The sequence below is a fragment of the Streptomyces sp. NBC_00252 genome, from assembly GCF_036187565.1.
GTDB lineage: Bacteria > Actinomycetota > Actinomycetes > Streptomycetales > Streptomycetaceae > Streptomyces.
Genome location: NZ_CP108087.1, coordinates 8,830,640 through 8,847,447, shown reverse-complemented (window position 1 = coordinate 8,847,447; position 16,808 = coordinate 8,830,640). Strand labels below are relative to the sequence as shown.

18 protein-coding genes are annotated in these 16,808 nt (G+C 71.7%); 9 read left to right on the top strand and 9 right to left on the bottom strand.

Annotated elements, in window-relative coordinates:
* Positions 1–74 precede the first annotated feature (74 nt).
* The 3 genes from OHT77_RS39300 to OHT77_RS39290 are packed head-to-tail and all read right to left on the bottom strand — an operon-like array spanning position 75 to position 3,693.
* Positions 75–2,636: an ABC transporter permease gene (locus tag OHT77_RS39300; protein ID WP_328833117.1), complete on the bottom strand. Its 2,562-nt coding sequence runs from the start codon at positions 2,634–2,636 to the stop codon at positions 75–77.
* Positions 2,633–3,385, bottom strand: a complete 753-nt coding sequence (locus tag OHT77_RS39295; RefSeq protein ID WP_328833116.1) for an ABC transporter ATP-binding protein — start codon at positions 3,383–3,385, stop codon at positions 2,633–2,635. Before OHT77_RS39295 ends, OHT77_RS39300 begins: the two co-directional genes overlap by 4 nt.
* Positions 3,382–3,693: an SHOCT domain-containing protein gene (locus OHT77_RS39290; RefSeq protein WP_328833115.1), complete on the bottom strand. Its 312-nt coding sequence runs from the start codon at positions 3,691–3,693 to the stop codon at positions 3,382–3,384. The genes OHT77_RS39295 and OHT77_RS39290 overlap by 4 nt, the downstream gene beginning before the upstream one ends.
* Before the next feature lie 218 nt (positions 3,694–3,911).
* On the opposite strand from OHT77_RS39290, the gene OHT77_RS39285 reads away from it, so the two are divergent.
* The 7 genes from OHT77_RS39285 (at position 3,912) to OHT77_RS39255 (ending at position 8,691) form a co-directional block, all read left to right on the top strand.
* Complete coding sequence (locus tag OHT77_RS39285) at positions 3,912–4,472, top strand: TetR/AcrR family transcriptional regulator (RefSeq protein WP_266774562.1); 561 nt, start codon at positions 3,912–3,914, stop codon at positions 4,470–4,472.
* Between the two features lie 12 nt (positions 4,473–4,484).
* Complete coding sequence (locus OHT77_RS39280; protein WP_328833114.1) at positions 4,485–4,880, top strand: (R)-mandelonitrile lyase; 396 nt, start codon at positions 4,485–4,487, stop codon at positions 4,878–4,880.
* An 11-nt stretch (positions 4,881–4,891) separates the two neighbouring features.
* Entirely contained in the window at positions 4,892–5,476 is a 585-nt protein-coding gene (locus tag OHT77_RS39275; protein WP_328833113.1) for a DUF4865 family protein, read from the top strand.
* The gene (locus OHT77_RS39270; protein ID WP_328833112.1) at positions 5,470–6,384 is read left to right on the top strand and encodes a phosphotriesterase family protein; all 915 of its coding nucleotides are present in this window, start codon (positions 5,470–5,472) and stop codon (positions 6,382–6,384) included. The genes OHT77_RS39275 and OHT77_RS39270 overlap by 7 nt, the downstream gene beginning before the upstream one ends.
* Positions 6,385–6,500: 116 nt before the next feature.
* Positions 6,501–6,908: a tautomerase family protein gene (locus tag OHT77_RS39265; protein ID WP_328833111.1), complete on the top strand. Its 408-nt coding sequence runs from the start codon at positions 6,501–6,503 to the stop codon at positions 6,906–6,908.
* A 47-nt stretch (positions 6,909–6,955) separates the two neighbouring features.
* On the top strand, positions 6,956–7,966 hold the full coding sequence (locus tag OHT77_RS39260) for a permease (RefSeq protein ID WP_328833110.1): 1,011 nt from the start codon (positions 6,956–6,958) through the stop codon (positions 7,964–7,966).
* Positions 7,963–8,691: a TIGR03943 family putative permease subunit gene (locus OHT77_RS39255; RefSeq protein WP_328833109.1), complete on the top strand. Its 729-nt coding sequence runs from the start codon at positions 7,963–7,965 to the stop codon at positions 8,689–8,691. The genes OHT77_RS39260 and OHT77_RS39255 overlap by 4 nt, the downstream gene beginning before the upstream one ends.
* Positions 8,692–8,718: 27 nt before the next feature.
* Here OHT77_RS39255 and OHT77_RS39250 read toward each other — a convergent pair whose 3' ends face one another.
* Positions 8,719–10,188, bottom strand: a complete 1,470-nt coding sequence (locus OHT77_RS39250; protein WP_328833108.1) for a ketol-acid reductoisomerase — start codon at positions 10,186–10,188, stop codon at positions 8,719–8,721.
* 88 nt (positions 10,189–10,276) lie between these two features.
* Here OHT77_RS39250 and ilvY point away from each other — a divergent pair, with 88 nt between their 5' ends.
* The gene (ilvY, locus tag OHT77_RS39245; RefSeq protein WP_328833107.1) at positions 10,277–11,128 is read left to right on the top strand and encodes an HTH-type transcriptional activator IlvY; all 852 of its coding nucleotides are present in this window, start codon (positions 10,277–10,279) and stop codon (positions 11,126–11,128) included.
* A gap of 94 nt (positions 11,129–11,222) precedes the next feature.
* Here the strand turns inward: ilvY and OHT77_RS39240 are convergent, their stop codons facing one another.
* The 4 genes from OHT77_RS39240 to OHT77_RS39225 form a co-directional block, all read right to left on the bottom strand.
* Positions 11,223–12,404 (bottom strand): SPFH domain-containing protein, encoded by a 1,182-nt coding sequence (locus OHT77_RS39240; protein WP_019058116.1) that lies wholly within the window; start codon positions 12,402–12,404, stop codon positions 11,223–11,225.
* Positions 12,405–12,414: 10 nt separating this feature from the next.
* Positions 12,415–12,666 carry a hypothetical protein gene (locus OHT77_RS39235; protein ID WP_266774551.1) on the bottom strand — a complete coding sequence of 84 codons (252 nt, stop codon included), beginning with the start codon at positions 12,664–12,666 and terminating at the stop codon, positions 12,415–12,417.
* A 119-nt stretch (positions 12,667–12,785) separates the two neighbouring features.
* The gene (locus OHT77_RS39230; RefSeq protein ID WP_328833106.1) at positions 12,786–14,027 is read right to left on the bottom strand and encodes an ROK family protein; all 1,242 of its coding nucleotides are present in this window, start codon (positions 14,025–14,027) and stop codon (positions 12,786–12,788) included.
* A 22-nt stretch (positions 14,028–14,049) separates the two neighbouring features.
* Positions 14,050–14,712 (bottom strand): alpha-ketoglutarate-dependent dioxygenase AlkB family protein, encoded by a 663-nt coding sequence (locus OHT77_RS39225; RefSeq protein ID WP_328833105.1) that lies wholly within the window; start codon positions 14,710–14,712, stop codon positions 14,050–14,052.
* A gap of 77 nt (positions 14,713–14,789) precedes the next feature.
* On the opposite strand from OHT77_RS39225, the gene OHT77_RS39220 reads away from it, so the two are divergent.
* On the top strand, positions 14,790–15,923 hold the full coding sequence (locus OHT77_RS39220) for a methyltransferase (protein ID WP_328833104.1): 1,134 nt from the start codon (positions 14,790–14,792) through the stop codon (positions 15,921–15,923).
* 6 nt (positions 15,924–15,929) lie between these two features.
* Here OHT77_RS39220 and OHT77_RS39215 read toward each other — a convergent pair whose 3' ends face one another.
* Positions 15,930–16,778 (bottom strand): class II fructose-bisphosphate aldolase, encoded by an 849-nt coding sequence (locus OHT77_RS39215; RefSeq protein ID WP_328833103.1) that lies wholly within the window; start codon positions 16,776–16,778, stop codon positions 15,930–15,932.
* Between the last annotated feature and the right edge of the window lie 30 nt (positions 16,779–16,808).

Below are 16,808 nucleotides of genomic sequence, written 5' to 3'. Positions count from 1 at the left end.
CGGTGACCAAGACGGCGGGCGAGGCGGGCCGGCTCTCAGTCGCCGACCCGCCTGGCCCGGTCCTGACATCGGGATCACTCGGTGGCGATCGCCCGGAGTACGTCCAACCGGGCAGCCCTGCGCGCCGGGCGGAGGCCCGCGAGTGCCCCCGCGGAAACGCCCACCAGGGCCACCACCACGAGCTGCACCGGCGGGATCGCGAAGGCGAACGCGCTGTCGCTCGCGCCGTCCGATGCCTTCACCAGGACCCAGCCCAGGAAGGCGCCCAGGGACAGTCCGCCGAGGGTGCCGAACGCGGCGACCAGGATCGACTCCCAGCGGACCATGGCCCGGAGTTGGGAACGGGTCTGGCCGACCGCCCTCAACAGGCCCAGTTCCCGGGTGCGTTCGTGGATCGCCAGGGTGAGGGTGTTGGCGATGCCCAGCAGGGCGATCAGGACCGCGAGGGCGAGCAGTGCGTAGACGAGGGTCAGCATCATGTCGATGCCGCCGGCCGACGACTGGGCGTACTCATGGCGGGTCTGGACCTGCGGGTTGCCGTAGTGGGCCGCGACCTTCTCGACCGCCGCTTTGCCCTCGGCCGCGCTCACACCGTGCTTGAAGGAGACGGCGACCAGGGTGTCCGAGTCCTGGGTGCGGTGCGGGGCCCAGGCGGCTCGGGTGATGACGTAGTCGCCGGCGAGTTCGGAGCGGCCGTAGACCGCTCGGACGGTGAAGGTCTCCTTCTTGCCGTCGGTGAAGGTGAGCCGGGTTTTGCTGCCGGTGGTGAGGTGGTGGCTGTTCGCCTCTGTTCTGGTGATGGCGATGCCGTCGTTGCCCAGGGTGCGCAGGGAGCCTTGGACCCTGCCCAGGTCGAAGGTGCGGGCGAGGGCTGTGGGGTCCGTCACCGTCAACGCCCTTCCCTGGCCGTCGACTTCGGCCACTCCTCGGCCCAGGCCCACTGCCGTGTCCACCTCGGGCAACTTGCCGATGGCTCCGGCGAGCCGGGGGCTCATGCCGCTGCCGCCCGCGCCGAAGGAGGGGGTGCTGACGGCCACGTCTCCGGCGAAGGAACGGGACACCGTCTGGTCCATCGTCGCCTTCAACGAGGCGCCGAACACGGTGAACAGGGACACCACGGCCACCCCGATCATCAACGCGCTCGCGGTCGCGGCCGTACGGCGGGGGCTGCGCAGGGCGTTGCGGCGGGCCAGGCCGCCGGTGACGCCGCGCAGTCGGTCCAGGGGGCTGCCGAGGACGCGTACCGCCGTGGAGGAGGCGACCGGGCCGAGGACCACGAAGGCCAGCAGGGCGAGGACAGCGCCAAGTCCCGCCAGCAGCAGGGTCGGTGAGATCAGTACGCCGGTGAGGGTGGTTCCAAGTGCCAGTGCCGCCAGGGCCGTTCCCGTCACCGCACGCACTCGGGACGCGCCGGACTGGTCCACCGCCGTCTCGCGCAGCGCGGCCAGGGGTGCGGTGCGGCCCGCGCGGACGGCCGGCATGAGTGCGGAGCCCAGGCAGACGACGATGCCGACTGCGAGGGGGAGGGTCATGGAGAGCGGGCTGATCACCAAGTCGCCGCCGGGGAAGGGGAATCCGATCGCCGGGAACAGGATCTTCAGGCCCGCCGCGATGCCGATGCCACCCGCGACTCCCACGGCCGAGGCAGCCACGGCAACGACGCTCGCCTCGGTGACCGTCGCCGCGGTGACCTGACGGCGGGATGCGCCGAGCGCCCGCAACAGGGCGTTCTCGCGGGTGCGTTGGGCGATGACGATCGCGAACGTGTTGTGGATGGACAAGGTCGCGACCAGCAGGGCGATGCCGGAGAACACCAGCAGGAAGGTGGTGAAGATGGTCAGGAACTGGGAGGAGATCATGTCCGTGTCCTCCTGCGCCGACTGCTGACCCGTGATCGCCTCAACACCCTTGGGCAGGACGGGAGTCAGCCGGTCGACCAGCGTCTGCTGACTCACCCCCGGGCCTGCCCTCACCTGGATGGTCGACGCCTCCCCCGGCTTCGCGGTGAGGTACTTCTCGGCGTCGGACTGGGTCATGCCGGTGAAGGTCACCTGGGCCATGCCGTCCTCGCCGCCGAAGGTCGCGAGGCCGACGATCGTCACCTTGACGGGGTCCGGTGTGCGCAGGGTCGTCGTGTCGCCGATCTTCAGATGGCCCTTGGCGGCGGCGCCCCGGTTGACGACAACCTCGCCCGACCTCGCGGGAGTTCGGCCCTCCGCGAGCCGGTACGGGTTGAGTTCCGGGTCGGTGATCCAGTTGCCGGCGAGGGTGGGCGGGCCCTTGCCGCCGATGGCCTCGCCGTCGGCGCCGACGAGTTGGCCCGCGCCCTGGATGTCCGGGGCGGCTGCCGCGACGCCGGGGATGCCCTCGACGGTCTTGACGAGGGCCGTGGGCACCGGCTGGCGAACTCCCTGGCTCTCGCCGGGTGCTGTGATGGCGTCGGCGCTGCGGACCACGGCGTCCGTGCCGCTGGTGGCGTCGCCGAACATGGTGTCGAAGTTGGCGCGCAGCGTGTCGCCCATGACGAGGGTCCCGGCGAGGAAGGCGACCCCGAGGAACACGGCGAGGACCGTACCGGCGAAGCGCCTTTTGTGGGCCCGCAGGGAGGACATGCTCAGGCGCACGGACGCGTTCATGACCTCACGTCCTCGAAGGCCTTCAGGCGGTCCAGGACCTTCTCCGCCGTGGGTGATTCCATCCGGTCCACCAGGCCGCCGTCCGCGAGGAAGACGACCTCGTCGGCGTGGGCGGCGGCCACCGGGTCATGGGTGACCATCACGACCGTGCGGTCGGTCTGTTCCACGGCGCGGCGCAGCAGGGCGAGGACCTCGCCGCCGGAGCGGGAGTCGAGGTTGCCGGTCGGCTCGTCGGCGAAGACGACCTCGGGCCGGCCCGCGAACGCCCTTGCCACGGCGACGCGTTGCTGCTGTCCGCCGGAGAGTTCGGAGGGGCGGTGGTGGAGCCGGTCGCGCAGGCCTACGACGTCGACGAGCGCGTCGATCCAGTCCTGGTCGCCGCTGGTTCCGGAGAGGTCCAGGGGCAGGGTGATGTTCTCCGCGACGGTCAGCGTCGGCACCAGGTTGAACGCCTGGAAGACGAAGCCGACGCGGTCGCGGCGGAGGAGGGTCAGGCGTCGGTCGTCGAGGGAGCCGAGTTCCGTGTCGCCGATGTAGGCGGCGCCCGAGGTGAGCGTGTCCAGGCCTGCCGCGCAGTGCATCAGCGTGGACTTGCCGGAGCCCGAGGGACCCATGATCGCGGTGAAGCGGCCGGCCGGGAAGTCGACGCTCACCCCGTCCAGGGCGCGTACGGCGGTGTCGCCGACGCCGTAGACCTTGACGGCGTCGACGACCCGGGCGGCCGTGCGGGTGGTGGTCGCGGTGGTCATGCGGGGCCGCCGCCCTTGCCCGCGGCGCGGCCGAACTGCTCGTCCAGGACGGACAGCCGGCGCCAGTACTCGTCCTCGTCGATCTCGCCGGAGGCGAAGCGGCGGCCGAGGACGGCGAGCGGGGAGTCGCCGGTGGGGCGGGGGTCGGCCATCGCGCGCCACGGACCGCCGCGCCCGACCCCCCGACCGCGCCAGCCGGTGCGGCACAGGATGGTGACCACGCCGACCACCGCGGCCGCCCAGATCAGCGGGAAGAACAGGATCCACGGGCCGGGCCCGCCGCCGTGCCAGTTCGCCAGAGTCTGCATGTCGATACATCTCCAAGTAGTCCCGAGCCCCTGGAAGGGCTTCCGTTGGCGGAGCCCTCGACGGGCTTCCTGTGATGTATCGAGACTCGCTCCGGGGAGGGGTCCAGGTCGTCGTACGGGCAGCGGCAGTGTGCGTACCTCCCGGGGAGTACGCGCGTGCGTTCCGGTTACTCCGTAAGGTCTCGACTTCTGTACCTACTAGTATGTACAGTCCTTTCATGAGCACCCCGGAGCGACTGATCGAGTCCACACGCGAGCTGCTGTGGGAGCGCGGCTATGTCGGCACCAGCCCCAAGGCGATCCTGGAGCGGTCCGGCGCCGGGCAGGGCAGCATGTACCACCACTTCAAGGGCGGAAAGCCCGATCTGGCGCTGGCCGCGATCCGGCGGACGGCCGAGGAGCTGCGGGCGACCGCCGAGGCCGTCCTCGACGGGCCCGGCACACCGTACGAGCGGATCGAGGCGTATCTGCGGCGCGAACGCGATGTGTTGCGCGGGTGTCCGGTCGGGCGGCTGACGATGGACCCGGACGTGATCGCCAGCGCCGAGCTGCGGGAGCCGGTCGACGAGACGCTCGACGCGATCCGTGAGCGGCTCGCCGGGATCGTCGAGGAGGGCAAGGAGCAGGGGCAGTTCGGGCCGGAGCTGGACGGCGAGGAGATCGCCGCGACGATCCTCGCGACCGTGCAGGGCGGCTATGTGCTGGCCCGCGCCTCCGGCTCGCCTGCCGCCTTCGACACCGGTGTCCGGGGACTGCTCTCCCTTCTCTCGCCCCGATAGGAGCCTCCGTTCATGCACATCACCAGGCAACGCCCCGAGACCCGGCAGGGCCCGGCGGAGAACTTCACCGGCACGGTGTGGCTCGACGAGCTCGCCGCGCCCGAACCGCCGTCCCGGCTGCGGATGTTCAGCGTGCACTTCGCGCCGGGCGCGCACACGGCATGGCACACCCATCCGCACGGGCAGGTGCTGCACGTCCTGGAGGGCGAGGGGCTCGTGCAGCGCAAGGGCGGTGCCGTGGAGGCGATCCGCGCGGGCGACACCGTGTGGATCGAGCCCGACGAGTGGCACTGGCACGGCGCCGCACCGCGCACCTTCATGACGCACATCGCGCTCGTCGAAGCGGCGGAGGACGGCACGACCGCCCACTGGCACGAGCACGTCGACCCGGCGAACTACCCGTCCTGAGGGGGCATTTGATGCACGCGATGCAGTACGAACTCACCCTGCCCGCCGACTACGACATGGACGTCATCCGGGGGCGGGTCGCGCGGGTCGGCCATCTGCTCGACGACTGGGACGGGCTCGGCTTCAAGACGTATCTCCTGCGTGAGCGCGGGGTGCACGGTTCGCCGGTCAACCAGTACGCGCCGTTCTATCTGTGGAACACGGTCGAGGGCATGAACCGCTTCCTCTGGGGCGGTGCTTTCCAGGGGCTCGTCAACGACTTCGGACGGCCCGAGGTGTTGGGGTGGTCGGGGCTCACGTACGAGGAGGGCGGCGCGGCGGGTTCCCCCGCGGTCGTTGCCGTGCGGCGGCGTCAACCGATCGCGGAGGGCGTCGAGTTGGCGGCGGTCATGGAGGACGCGGTGGGTGAGACTCGTCGGTTGGCCGGGGAGGACGGCGTGGTGCTCGCGGCGGCTGCCGTGGACCCGCACCGCTGGGAGCTGGTCCACTTCTCACTCTGGGAACACGACACGCCGAAGGCGGAGGGCGATGTGTTCCAGGTGCTGCATCTCTCGGCGCCGGGGCGGGGCGTTCTTCCGCGAGGCCGGCAGTGGTAAGTCCCTTCGTCCGTACGGTGCTTGGGGATGTGGACCCGGGGGTGCTGGGTGTGTGCGACGCGCACGACCACCTCTTCCTCAAGAGCCCGCGACTCCCCGGCCAGGAACTGGGCGACGCCTCCGCGGCGCGGGCCGAGTTGGCCGCGTTCCGTGCCGCCGGCGGGGGTGCCGTCGTGCAGTGGACGCCGTACGGGATGGGGCGGCGGGTCGCCGATCTGCCGCTGCTGTCGCGGGACACCGGGGTGCGGGTGGTCTGCGCGACCGGATTGCACCAAGCGGCGCACTACAGCCCGGAGTTGCTGGAGAGCCTGCGCGGCAGGCTGGCCGAGGTCTTCGTCGGCGAACTGACCGAGGGCATCGGGCCGTCGGGCGTTCGCGCCGGGATCATCAAGGTCGCGGGCAGCTTCCACGGCCTCGACGCGCACGCCCACTGGACGATGACCGCCGCCGCCGAGGCCCACCGGGCGACGGACGCGCCGATCGCCGTCCACCTGGAGGCGGGCACGGGCGCGCTCGACGTGCTCGACCTGCTCTGCGGCGAGTTGGAGGTCGCACCGCACCGGGTGATCCTCGGCCACCTCAACCGCTCCCCCGACCTCACGGTCCAGCGACAGGCCGCCGCATCCGGCGCCTACCTGGCCTTCGACGGACCGTCCCGCGCCCATCACGCCACGGACTGGCGGATGCCGGACGCCGTACGGGCGCTGGCGGACGCCGGGTTCGGGGACCGGCTGCTGCTCGGCGGGGACACGGTGGTCGCCGGGGCGCGGTCGGTGGACGGCGGTCCGGGGATGCCGTATCTGCTGCGGCGGGTGGGGCCCCGGCTCGCGGTGGAGGTGGGCGAGGAGTTGGTGGGTCGCATCCTCACGGAGAACCCGGCGCGGGCGTTCGCCCTGAACTGCCCCTGAGCGACGTGGGTTCGCCCTGAACTGCCCCCGAGCGACGTGGGTTCGGCGTGAACTGACCTGAGCGACGACGTGGTGTTCAGCGTGAACTGCCCCTGCGAGAAAGGGAGTGCAACTCCATGCCCTTCGTCCGCATCGACGCCCTCCGCGCCGACCCAGCCCAACTCGACGCGCTGGGCCGTGCCGTGCACGACGCCCTGGTGGAGACGGTCGGGATTCCGGACGACGACCGGTTCCAGGTGCTGGTCGGTCACGACGGTGCGCACGGCACGCTCCGCTACGGCGGATACCTCGGCGTGGACCGCGACGACGGGATCGTCTTCGTCGCGATCACGATGCGGGCCGGGCGCGGCCCCGACGTGAAGCGAGCGCTGTACCGGCGGATCGCCGAGCTCGCCCAGGCGTACGCGGGCACCGAACCCCGGAACGTGTTCGTCACCGTGACCGAGAACGAGTCGGTCGACTGGTCGCTCGGGCACGGCCTCGCGCAGTACGCGCTCTCCCCGGAGCCGGTCACCGAGGGCTGACACGGGACCGCTATGTTCGACGCGGACATCGAACATGTGGAGCTCGTGTGCAGACGACAGTGGAGCCGCCGAGAACGGCGGAGGCGGATGTCGCGACGGCCGGCTGGCCCCGGTCCTGGCCGCTCATGCTGCTCGGCGCGGCCGTCGTCCCCGGGCTGCTGCTGTTCGCCGTCGGACGGTGGCTGGACGCGCCGGCCGTGCAGGCCTGGCGGACCGTGTGTCTCGCCATCACCACACAGGCACTGCCGTTCCTGCTGCTCGGTACGGCGCTGTCGGGGGCGATCAACGCGTTCGTGCCGGCGCGGGTGTTCACGAAGGTGCTGCCCAAGCGGGCCGCGTTCGCCGTGCCGGTCGCCGGGATGGCGGGCGTCGTGCTGCCGGGCTGCGAGTGCGCGTCGGTGCCGGTCGCGAACAGCCTGATCGGGCGCGGGGTCACCCCCGCCGCCGCGTTCGCGTTCCTGCTCTCGGCGCCCGCGATCAACCCGGTCGTGCTCACGGCCACCGCGATCGCCTTCCCGGCCAGCCCGGTCATGGTGCTGGCCCGGCTGCTCGCCTCGCTCGCGACCGCCGTGGTGATGGGCTGGCTGTGGCTCTGGCTGGGGCGCGACGAGTGGCTGCGGCCGGTCGCGCGGCACACCGGTCACCGGCCGGGGCACAGCCGTTTCACCGAGTTCCGGACCGGTTTCCAGCACGACTTCCTGCACGCGGGCGGGTTCCTGGTCGTCGGCGCGATGGCGGCGGCGACCTTCAACGTGGCCGTACCGCGCTCCGTGCTGGACACCTTCGCCGGTTCGCCCTGGCTGTCGGTGCTGTTCCTGGCGGCGCTGGCGATCATCCTCGCGGTCTGCTCCGAGGCCGACGCGTTCGTCGCGTCCTCCCTCACGGGCTTCTCCCCCACGGCCCGGCTCGCCTTCATGGTCGTGGGCCCCATGGTCGACCTGAAGCTGATCGCCCTCCAGGCAGGCACGTTCGGGCGGGCGTTCGCGGTCCGCTTCTCCGCCGCCACGACGGTCGTCGCGGTGCTGTCCAGCGCGCTGATCGGAGCGGTACTGCTGTGAGACGCCCCCTCCAGGTGACCCTGCTCGTCCTCAGCGGCCTGGGCCTGCTCCACGCCTCCCTCTTCACCGACCTGTGCCTGCGCTACGTCAAGCCGAGCATGCGCCCGATGCTCGTCATCTCGGGGTTCCTGCTGATCGTGCTGGGCATCGCGGAGGCGTGGTCACGGCGGAAACCAGAGGAAGGCGACGACCACGCGGGCCACAACCACTCCAAGGTCCCCCGCGTCGCCTGGCTGCTCTTCCTCCCCGCCCTCAGCCTCCTCTTCTACGCCCCGCCCGCCCTCGGCGCCTACACGGCCTCCCGGGCCGCCACCAAGGCCGTCCCCGTGCAGGACGCCTTCGACCCGCTGCCCGCGACCTCACCGCTGCCGATCACGCTCACGGACTTCACGACCCGCGTGCAGCAGGACCGCAAGCGGGCCATCAAGGGCCGCACCGTCCAGATGACGGGGTTCGTCACGCCCGACAAGGGGACCGAGTACTGGGACCTGACCCGGATCATGATCTCGTGCTGCGCGGCGGACGCCCAGTCCATCAAGGTCCGGGTCTACGGCATCCCGGCCCTGTCCGCCAACACCTGGGTGACGATCACCGGGACCTGGCACGCGAGCGGAACCCTGGGGACGAGTTCCGCCGCGGCCGCGCTCGACGGCGTCACCGTCGAGAAGGTCGCCAAGCCGGTCAACGCCTACCAGGACGCCCTGCCGTTCGGGACCCCGCGCTGAACCAGGCGACTCGGCCGGGCAGTTGGGCTAGGCCACCGAGATGTCCACGGAGGGACGCAGTTTCGCCGCCGAGGCCAGCGCCTCGTGCACGGGGTGGGTGTCGAAGGCCGTCAACAGGGCCTCGTCCGCCGGGAGTTCGGACCCCGGGTAGGCGATCTGCTCGTAGGCCGCCTGGAAGCGCGGGCCCCAGCGACGGGCGCCGAGGCGGGCCGTACGGGAGCAGTTGTCGACCATGTAGGCCACGTCCCGCGCGTGCATGTACGGCAGCAGGGAGTCGACCGCCTCGATGACGGACTCGTTGACGATCTCCGACCAGGGGTGGCCGCGCTCGGCGAACTCGTCGACCTGGGCGGTCATCGTTGCGACGAACACCCCGGCGGTGAACGGCTCGACGGGCAGGGCGCGTTCGGCCCGGCATGCCCGCACCTCCGTCCCCGTCGCCCACATCGGTGAACCGCCGATGCCGCTCATCTCCCGTGCTCCGAGCCGCCGTTCGGTCAGGACGACGCTGCGCAGCTCGGTGCCGTCGGCGACCTCGTCGTAGATCTCGGCGACGATCTCGCGGGCGGGTCCGTAGGTCGCGGAGTATGCACGGTCGAAGACCTCGCGTCCGGCCGGGGTCAACTCCTCGCGGACGGCGCGGAGTCCGGCGTGGGAGATGGTGCGGGCGATGGGTCCGGTGACGTTCTCGCAGGACCGCTCGTACGCGGTCACCGCGTCGTCGCCGGTCAGGCGGTAGCGCGTGAAGAGGCTCTCGACGATGCCGTGGACGGCGCCGAGGAGGATGGCGCGTTCGCCGACGATGTCGGAGCGGTACTCGCTCTCCAGGGTGGTGCGGAAGGTGTACGGCGAGCCGAGCGCGACCGACCAGGCGAGCGCGCGGTCGCCGGCCCTGCCGTCGGGGTCGGCGTGGACGGCGTAACTGCTGTTGATTCCGGCGCCGTTGATCTCGGCGCCCTGTTCGTAGAGCCGCCGTACGGAGTCGCCCATGCCCTTGGGGCAGACGGCGATGACTCCGTGTCCTGACGGGAACTCCCCGCCGGTTTCCCGGAGATGACCGAGCAGGAAGCCGTGCGAGAGGCCGATGGTGGCCCCGGGCTTGAGGGCCGCGAAGATCTCCTCGTGGTGGGCGGCGAGGGCCGCGTCCGCGATGAGCAGGATCACCAGGTCGCTCTCGGCGGTGACGGCGAGCCAGTCGCCGAGCGAGCCGTCCGCTTCGGTGAAGCCGTGCGCACGGGCGTCGGCGGCTGATGCCGAGCCGGGCCGCAGGCCGACGCTCACCCGGATGTCCGTGCCGGCGAGGGAGTCGCGCAGGTTGCGGGCCTGGGCCCGGCCCTGCGGACCCCAGCCGATGACGCCGATGCGGCGGACGCCGGCGAAGGCCTGCGGGAGCAGCGGGAAGAGGTGCCGGCCACCGCGCAGGATGGTCTCCGTGCCGCCGGGCACGTCCATCGTTTCGAGGGCGAAGACGGCGGAGGTGTACGTGGTCGAGGTCATGCTGGAGTTGTAGGCTCCGGACGAACGTTGCGGCAAGCGCAACCTGTGCAGCGGCCTGTTGCGCAAGATGAAAGGGCCAGGTCACACCATGCGGGACGACCATCGGGAGCTACGGCTTTTCCTGCATCTGGCGCAGACGCTGAACTTCGGGCGGACGAGTCTCGACTGCCATGTCAGCCCGGCGACGCTGACCCGGACCGTGCAGCGGCTGGAGGCGGACCTCGGGCACCGGCTGTTCGACCGGGGCGCACGTGGGGTCTCGCTGACCGCCGAGGGCCACCGCTTCCGTGAATACGCCGTCCAGTCACTGGAGTTGTGGCGCGCCTACCGCGAGGAGCATCCCGACCCGGCCGAACTCACCGGCAGACTGGCCCTGTTCGCCACGGTGACCGCCTGTCAGGCCCTGCTGCCCGACCTGTTGGCGCCCTTCCGGGCCGCGCACCCTCAGGTACGGCTCGACCTGCGCACCGGCGACGCGGCGGCCGCGCTGGCCCGCCTCGACGAGGGCGAGGTGGACGTGGCGGTCGCGGGCATCCCGCCCCGGCTCCCGGAACCACTGGTGAGCCGCACGGTCGCGGTGACCGAACTGGTCCTGGTCACCGCCCTCGACCGCCCCGACCCGGAGCTCGAAGGACCGTTCGTCCTCCCCCACCGAGGCCTGGTCCGCGAAGCTGCCGACCGCTGGTTCCGCACCCGGGGCACGACACCCGACGTGGCCTGCGAACCGGACGGCCACGAAGGCCTGTTGACCCTGGTGGCCCTCGGCTGCGGAACGGGCGTGGTACCCCGCCAGGTCCTCGACAACAGCGCCGTACGGGAACGGCTGAAGGTGATCACGGCAACCCCACCCCCAGAGCCGTTCCCGATCGGCCTCTGCGTACGCAGAACAGACCTACGCCGACCGTTGGTGGCGGCGTTGTGGAGCCTGACGGCACCGTGAGCGCCCCAAAGGGGCGCGGGGAACTGCGCGCCCAGCCACAACGGCGCCGCACCAAAAAACGACGCACACCACCCCGGGCTGCCCAGCGGAGCGCTCAGTCCAGGTCAACCGGCCCGTCGTTCTTCTTCTCGTCCTTCTTGGCCTGCAACTGCAGCAGGTTCTTGACCTCGTCACCGGGCCGACGCCCGTCGGGGTCCGCCCCACTCAGGTTCCCCCGCACCGAGTCGAGGATGGTGAGCCCCTGCGAAACCAGGCCGGCCGCGATCTCGCCCAGCCCATCCGCCCCGTTGAGGACGTTGACGTTGGCCCCCGCAAGACCCCCCGCCGCTTCCTTCACGATCTGCGGGAGCTGATCGATGAGCATCCGGTCCAGCGCGACACGGTCGTACGACGCCGCCGCCTCCGCCTGAATCTTCATCCGGTCCGCCTCGGCGATGGCGAGCAGCTTGATCCGCTGAGCCTCCGCCTCCGCCGGCTTCACGATCTCGGCGACCAGCTGCTGCTGCCGCAACTCGGCCTGGCGCTGGGCCAGTTCGGTCTGCGCGGCCAGCACCTCCTGCTGGGCGTGGGCCTGCGCGAGCGGCCCGGCCTGCGCGGCCTGCGCCTGCGCGCGGTCGACCTCGGCCGAGTACTCGGCCTTGACGACCGCGGTCTGCCGCGCGTACTCCGCCTGGTTGCGGGCCGCGACCTGCTCCGCCTCGACCGACGCCTGCGTGGCCTGCGCCTGGGCGATCTGGGCCTGCCGCTGGATGGCCGCCTTGTGCGGTGCGGACATGGCCTCGATGTAGCCGACCTCGCCGTCGTCGATCGACTGGATCTGCAGCGAGTCGACGATCAGGCCGATCTTGGCCATCTCGACCTTCGACGTGTCCAGCACCTCGGCGGCGAGCTTCTGCCGCTCCGTGACGATCTCCTCGACCGTCATCGAGCCGATGATGGACCGCAGGTGACCTGCGAAGATACGGCCGGTCAGCACCGACATCTGGTCCTGGTCGGAGAGGAAGCGCTGGCCCGCGTTGATGATGCTCTCGGTGTCGTTGCCGACCTTGAACGCGATCACGGCGCGGACGTGCAGCGCGATGCCCTGCCGGGTCACACAGGTCTCGGTGACCTCGGCCTCACACATCGACAGCGTGAGGAAGCGGGTCTTGCGGAAAACCGGCAGCACGAACTTTCCGTGCCCCGTCACCACTCGGAACGGCGCGCCCCCCAGTCCCCGCCTGCCACCCGAGATCAGCATCGCCTCATCGGGGGCGGGAACGCGGTAACCGAACATGTCTTGCTCCTCACTCTGCGCCGACGGGATCGCCGCCCAGCGCGTCCAATGGATCCGCCCACTCGATGACGTGCACGGCACGCCGTCCACGGGACTCGATCACGAGCACCCTGGCCCCCGTGGGCAGGGGATCATCCGACCAGGCCAGGAAGGTCTCGGAGCCGCCCCGGACCCGCACGAGGATCTCGCCGGGGCCCGCACTTCCCCGGGTCTCGATGATCACCTCTCCCGTGCATCCGATCACGGCCTCGTCCTGCGGCATCACCGGCCGCCTCCATCCTCTGGCCTTAGGTTTCCGACGATAGACCCACTCGGGTCACGGACCCAACGGGCCCGCCACACACCTTTTCCACGGCGTCCGCCCCGCGGCTCGGCGCGCGGTCAGGACAGTGCGGTCAGCGGGTCGTCGAGGACCGGCTGCCACGCCAACTCGGCTGCTCCGACCAGGCTGTTGTGGTCCAGGGTGCAGGCGAGGATCGGCACGCCACCGCTCTGCCCCCACAGGCTCCGGTCGGCGACGACCGCGCGCAGCCGGTCCGGGTCGGCGTCGAGGAGGGTGCGGTGCAGTCCGCCGAGGATGATCCGGTCCGGGTTGAGGATGTTGACCAGCCCGGCGAGCCCCAGTCCGAGCCGGTCGATCAGCGCCTCGGTGGCCTCCCGGACGGACGGGTCGTCGTAGTGGTGGCGGATCAGTTCGTTGGACTCCTGGAGCAGGGAGACCTCGGGGCCGGGCTCGCGGCCGGCGGCGGTGAGGAACGCGAGCGGGTCGGCCTCGACGTCGAGACAGCCGCGGCTGCCGCAGTAGCAGGGGCGGCCCTCAGGGTTCACGGTGAGGTGTCCGACCTCGAGCGCGAGGCCCGAACTCCCGGTGTGCAGACGCCCGTCGAGGACCAGCGCGCCGCCGACTCCCCGGTGTCCGGTCGCCACGCACAGCAGGTCGCGGGCGCCCCGGCCGGCGCCGTGCCGGTGCTCGGCGAGGGCGGCGAGGTTGACGTCGTTGCCCGCGAACGCGGGTCCGGTGAGACCGGCCGCGCGCACGCACTCGGCGAAGATCCGCCGCACGGGCGCGCCCGCGGGCCAGGCCAGGTGGAGGGGGTTCAGTGCCAGCCCGTCGGGTTCGGCGACGGCGGACGGTACGGCGAGTCCGGCGCCCACGCAGCGGCGGCCGGTCTCGCGCAGCAGATCGGCACCGGCCTGGACGACCGAGCCGAGCACCTTCGCCGGGTCGGCGTCCACGGCCTCGCAGCCCGGGGCGGTCGCGACGATCTGGCCGCCGAGGCCCACCAGCGCGGCGCGGAAGCCGTCGGCGTGCACCTGTGCGGCCAGCACGACGGGGCCGTCCTCCGCCAGGGCGAGCCGGTGCGAGGGGCGGCCCTGCGAACCGGCCGCGGCGCCGGGGCGGGCGTCGACCCTGATCAGGCCCAGCGCCTCCAGTTCGGCGGCGACCGCGCCTGCCGTCGCCCTGGTCACGCCGAGTTCGGCGGTGAGGACGGCGCGGGTGGGGGCGCGGCCGGTGTGCACGAGCTCCAGCGCGGGGCCGAGGGCTCCGCGGCCCCGGTCCAGTCGCGCTCTCGAGGTGGTCCCATCCCCCGCCGGCCGGGGGTCCGCCTTGCCGCCGCTCATGAGGGCGAGTCTCCCATGATCCTCAAGCAACAGCCCCGTGCCCCTGAAACCCGCTCACTCTCAGCGTGACATTCAACCTGCCCTTCAACCCCAACTCCCCCGGCGCCGTGCCCTCGTGAACCCTCGGCACCCCGTGGTACGCCAAGCGCGACGCCCCGCCGAACACGAACAGGTCGCCGCTCCTCAGCTCGACGTCCGTGTACGGCTTGGTGCGGGTCTCGGGGTTGCCGAAGCGGAAGACGCAGGTGTCGCCGAGGCTGAGGGAGACGACGGGGGCGTCGGAGCGCTCGTCGGCGTCGCGGTGCATGCCCATGCGGGCGGCGCCGTCGTAGAAGTTGATCAGGGCGATGTCGTACGACGCCGTCGGCGCCCCCAGTGCGTCGGTGACCGCTCGCTGCGCGAGGTCGTCGAGCCAGGTCGGGAAGGGCTTCACCGGGGTGCCGTCGCCGTCGGTCACCGTGCGGGCATAGGCGTACGGGTACCAGTGCCAGCCGAGGCAGACCTGGCGGGCGGTCATCGTGCCGCCGCCGGGGGTGTGGACCGTGCGCAGGCCCGCCGGGGGTCTGGCCCACTCGCGGCAGGCCGTCAGGAGGTCGCGCTGCCGGTCAGGGTCCAGCCAATCCGGAACGTGCACCGCGCCCGGCGCGATCTCCGTGCGGGCCCTCGGAAAAAGCTCGGCGTCCATGGCTCCATCCTGCCCCGACCGGCCGTGAGCTGGGACTCGGTTAGCCTTGGCGCACGATGGACGACCATATCGACCGAATGACGACTCCGTGGGGCGACCGCGCCCTGTCCCGCTTTCCCGAGGACCCCCGCGACCGGCTGCGCGCCTGGGACGCCTCCGACGAATACCTTCTGCGGCAGCTCGCGGAACAGGACACCCCGCTGTCCGGCACGGTCGTGATCGTCGGCGACCGCTGGGGCGCCCTGGCCACGGCGCTCGCGGAGCACCGTCCGGTGCAGATCACCGACTCGTTCCTGACCCAGGAGGCGACGCGGGCGAACCTCGCCCGCAATGAGGTCGACGCGGATTCCGTACGGCTGCTCACCACCCAGGATCCGCCGCCCGAGCGCGTGGACGTGCTGCTGGTCCGGGTGCCGAAGAGCCTCGCGCTGCTGGAGGACCAGTTGCTGCGGCTGGCGCCCGGGGTGCACGCGGACACGGTGGTCGTGGGCACCGGCATGGTGAAGGAGATCCACACCTCGACGCTGAAGCTGTTCGAGCGGATCCTCGGCCCGACCCGGACCTCGCTGGCCGAGAAGAAGGCCCGGCTGATCCACTGCACGCCCCGGTCGTCGGCGTCGCGCGCCGCCAACCCGTGGCCGCACAGCTACGCCCTGCCCGACGGCATCGGCTCGGTCTCGGGGCGGACCGTGGTCAACCACGCGGGTGTGTTCTGCGCCGAGCGCCTCGACATCGGCACCCGTTTCTTCCTCCAGCACCTGCCCGAGGGCCGCGGTCCGCGCCGGGTGGTGGACCTCGGGTGCGGCAACGGTGTCGTCGGTACGGCGGTGTCGCTGGCCGACCCGGAGGCCGAAGTCCTGTTCGTGGACGAGTCGTTCCAGGCCGTGGCCTCGGCGGAGGCGACGTACAAGGCCAACGGGGTGCCGGGGCAGGCCGAGTTCAGGGTCGGGGACGGCATGGTCGGGGTGGCGGCCGACAGCGTGGACCTCGTGCTGAACAATCCGCCGTTCCACTCCCACCAGGCGACGACGGACGCGACGGCCTGGCGGATGTTCTCCGGGGCGCGGCGCGCGCTGCGGCCCGGCGGTGAGCTGTGGGTGGTCGGCAACCGCCATCTCGCCTACCACGTGAAGCTGAAGCGGCTGTTCGGCAACAGTCAACTCGTGGCCAGCGACGCCAAGTTCGTGGTCCTGAAGGCCGTCAAGAGGTGACGGTCCTCAGCTGAGCACCGCGATGATCCGGGTCACCGCTCCGGCCATCGCCTCCCGGCCCACACTCAGGTACTTGCGGGAGTCGACCGCCTCGGGGTGCGCCGCGAGGAAGGTGCGGATGGCGCCGGTCATCGCCTGGTTGAGGGCGGTGCCCACGTTGACCTTGGTGATGCCGCCGGCGACGGCCGCGGTCAGTTCGTCGTCGGGGACTCCCGAGGAGCCGTGCAGGACGAGCGGGACATCCAGGGCGGCGGCGAGCCGCTTGAGCAGGTCGTGGTCGAGGCTCGCCGTTCGCGTGGTCATGGCGTGCGAGCTGCCGACGGCCACGGCGAGCGCGTCCACGCCGGAGTCGGCGACGAAGGCGCGGGCCTGGGCGGGGTCGGTGCGGGCGCCGGGTGCGTGGGCGTCGAGCGGCGGCTCGCCGTTCTTACCGCCCACCTCTCCCAACTCGGCCTCGATCCACAGCCCTTGGGCGTGTGCCCAGTCGGCGGCGGCGCGGGTCGCGGCGAGGTTCTCGGCGTAGGGCAGGCGGGCCGCGTCGTACATGACGGAGCTGAATCCGGCGCCGGGTGCCTGGCGCAGCAGGTCGTCGCTCTGGACGTGGTCGAGGTGCAACGCGACGGGTACGGCGGCCCGTTCGGCGGCGGCGACGGCCGCGCGGGCGAGCGGGAGGAGACGGCCGTAGCGGAACTTGACGGCGTTCTCGCTGACTTGGAGGACGACGGGGGATTCCGCCGACTCGGCGCCCGCGATGACGGCCTCGACGTGTTCCAGCGTGATGATGTTGAAGGCGGCGACGGCGGAGCGGGTGGTGGCGGCGCGGGTGACGAGTTCGCCGGTGGTGACGAGGGGCACGGCCTGTCCTTTCCTGTCCTGGAATGCCGG

Excerpts from the sequence above, each read along its gene's own strand:
- OHT77_RS39300 (WP_328833117.1), bottom strand. The coding sequence starts at position 2,636 with ATGAACGCGTCCGTGCGCCTGAGCATGTCCTCCCTGCGGGCCCACAAA.
- OHT77_RS39295 (WP_328833116.1), bottom strand. The coding sequence starts at position 3,385 with ATGACCACCGCGACCACCACCCGCACGGCCGCCCGGGTCGTCGACGCC.
- OHT77_RS39290 (WP_328833115.1), bottom strand. The coding sequence starts at position 3,693 with ATGCAGACTCTGGCGAACTGGCACGGCGGCGGGCCCGGCCCGTGGATC.
- OHT77_RS39285 (WP_266774562.1), top strand. The coding sequence starts at position 3,912 with ATGAGCACCCCGGAGCGACTGATCGAGTCCACACGCGAGCTGCTGTGG.
- OHT77_RS39280 (WP_328833114.1), top strand. The coding sequence starts at position 4,485 with ATGCACATCACCAGGCAACGCCCCGAGACCCGGCAGGGCCCGGCGGAG.
- OHT77_RS39275 (WP_328833113.1), top strand. The coding sequence starts at position 4,892 with ATGCACGCGATGCAGTACGAACTCACCCTGCCCGCCGACTACGACATG.
- OHT77_RS39265 (WP_328833111.1), top strand. The coding sequence starts at position 6,501 with ATGCCCTTCGTCCGCATCGACGCCCTCCGCGCCGACCCAGCCCAACTC.
- OHT77_RS39250 (WP_328833108.1), bottom strand. The coding sequence starts at position 10,188 with ATGACCTCGACCACGTACACCTCCGCCGTCTTCGCCCTCGAAACGATG.
- ilvY (WP_328833107.1), top strand. The coding sequence starts at position 10,277 with ATGCGGGACGACCATCGGGAGCTACGGCTTTTCCTGCATCTGGCGCAG.
- OHT77_RS39240 (WP_019058116.1), bottom strand. The coding sequence starts at position 12,404 with ATGTTCGGTTACCGCGTTCCCGCCCCCGATGAGGCGATGCTGATCTCG.
- OHT77_RS39235 (WP_266774551.1), bottom strand. The coding sequence starts at position 12,666 with ATGCCGCAGGACGAGGCCGTGATCGGATGCACGGGAGAGGTGATCATC.
- OHT77_RS39230 (WP_328833106.1), bottom strand. The coding sequence starts at position 14,027 with ATGAGCGGCGGCAAGGCGGACCCCCGGCCGGCGGGGGATGGGACCACC.
- OHT77_RS39225 (WP_328833105.1), bottom strand. The coding sequence starts at position 14,712 with ATGGACGCCGAGCTTTTTCCGAGGGCCCGCACGGAGATCGCGCCGGGC.
- OHT77_RS39220 (WP_328833104.1), top strand. The coding sequence starts at position 14,790 with ATGACGACTCCGTGGGGCGACCGCGCCCTGTCCCGCTTTCCCGAGGAC.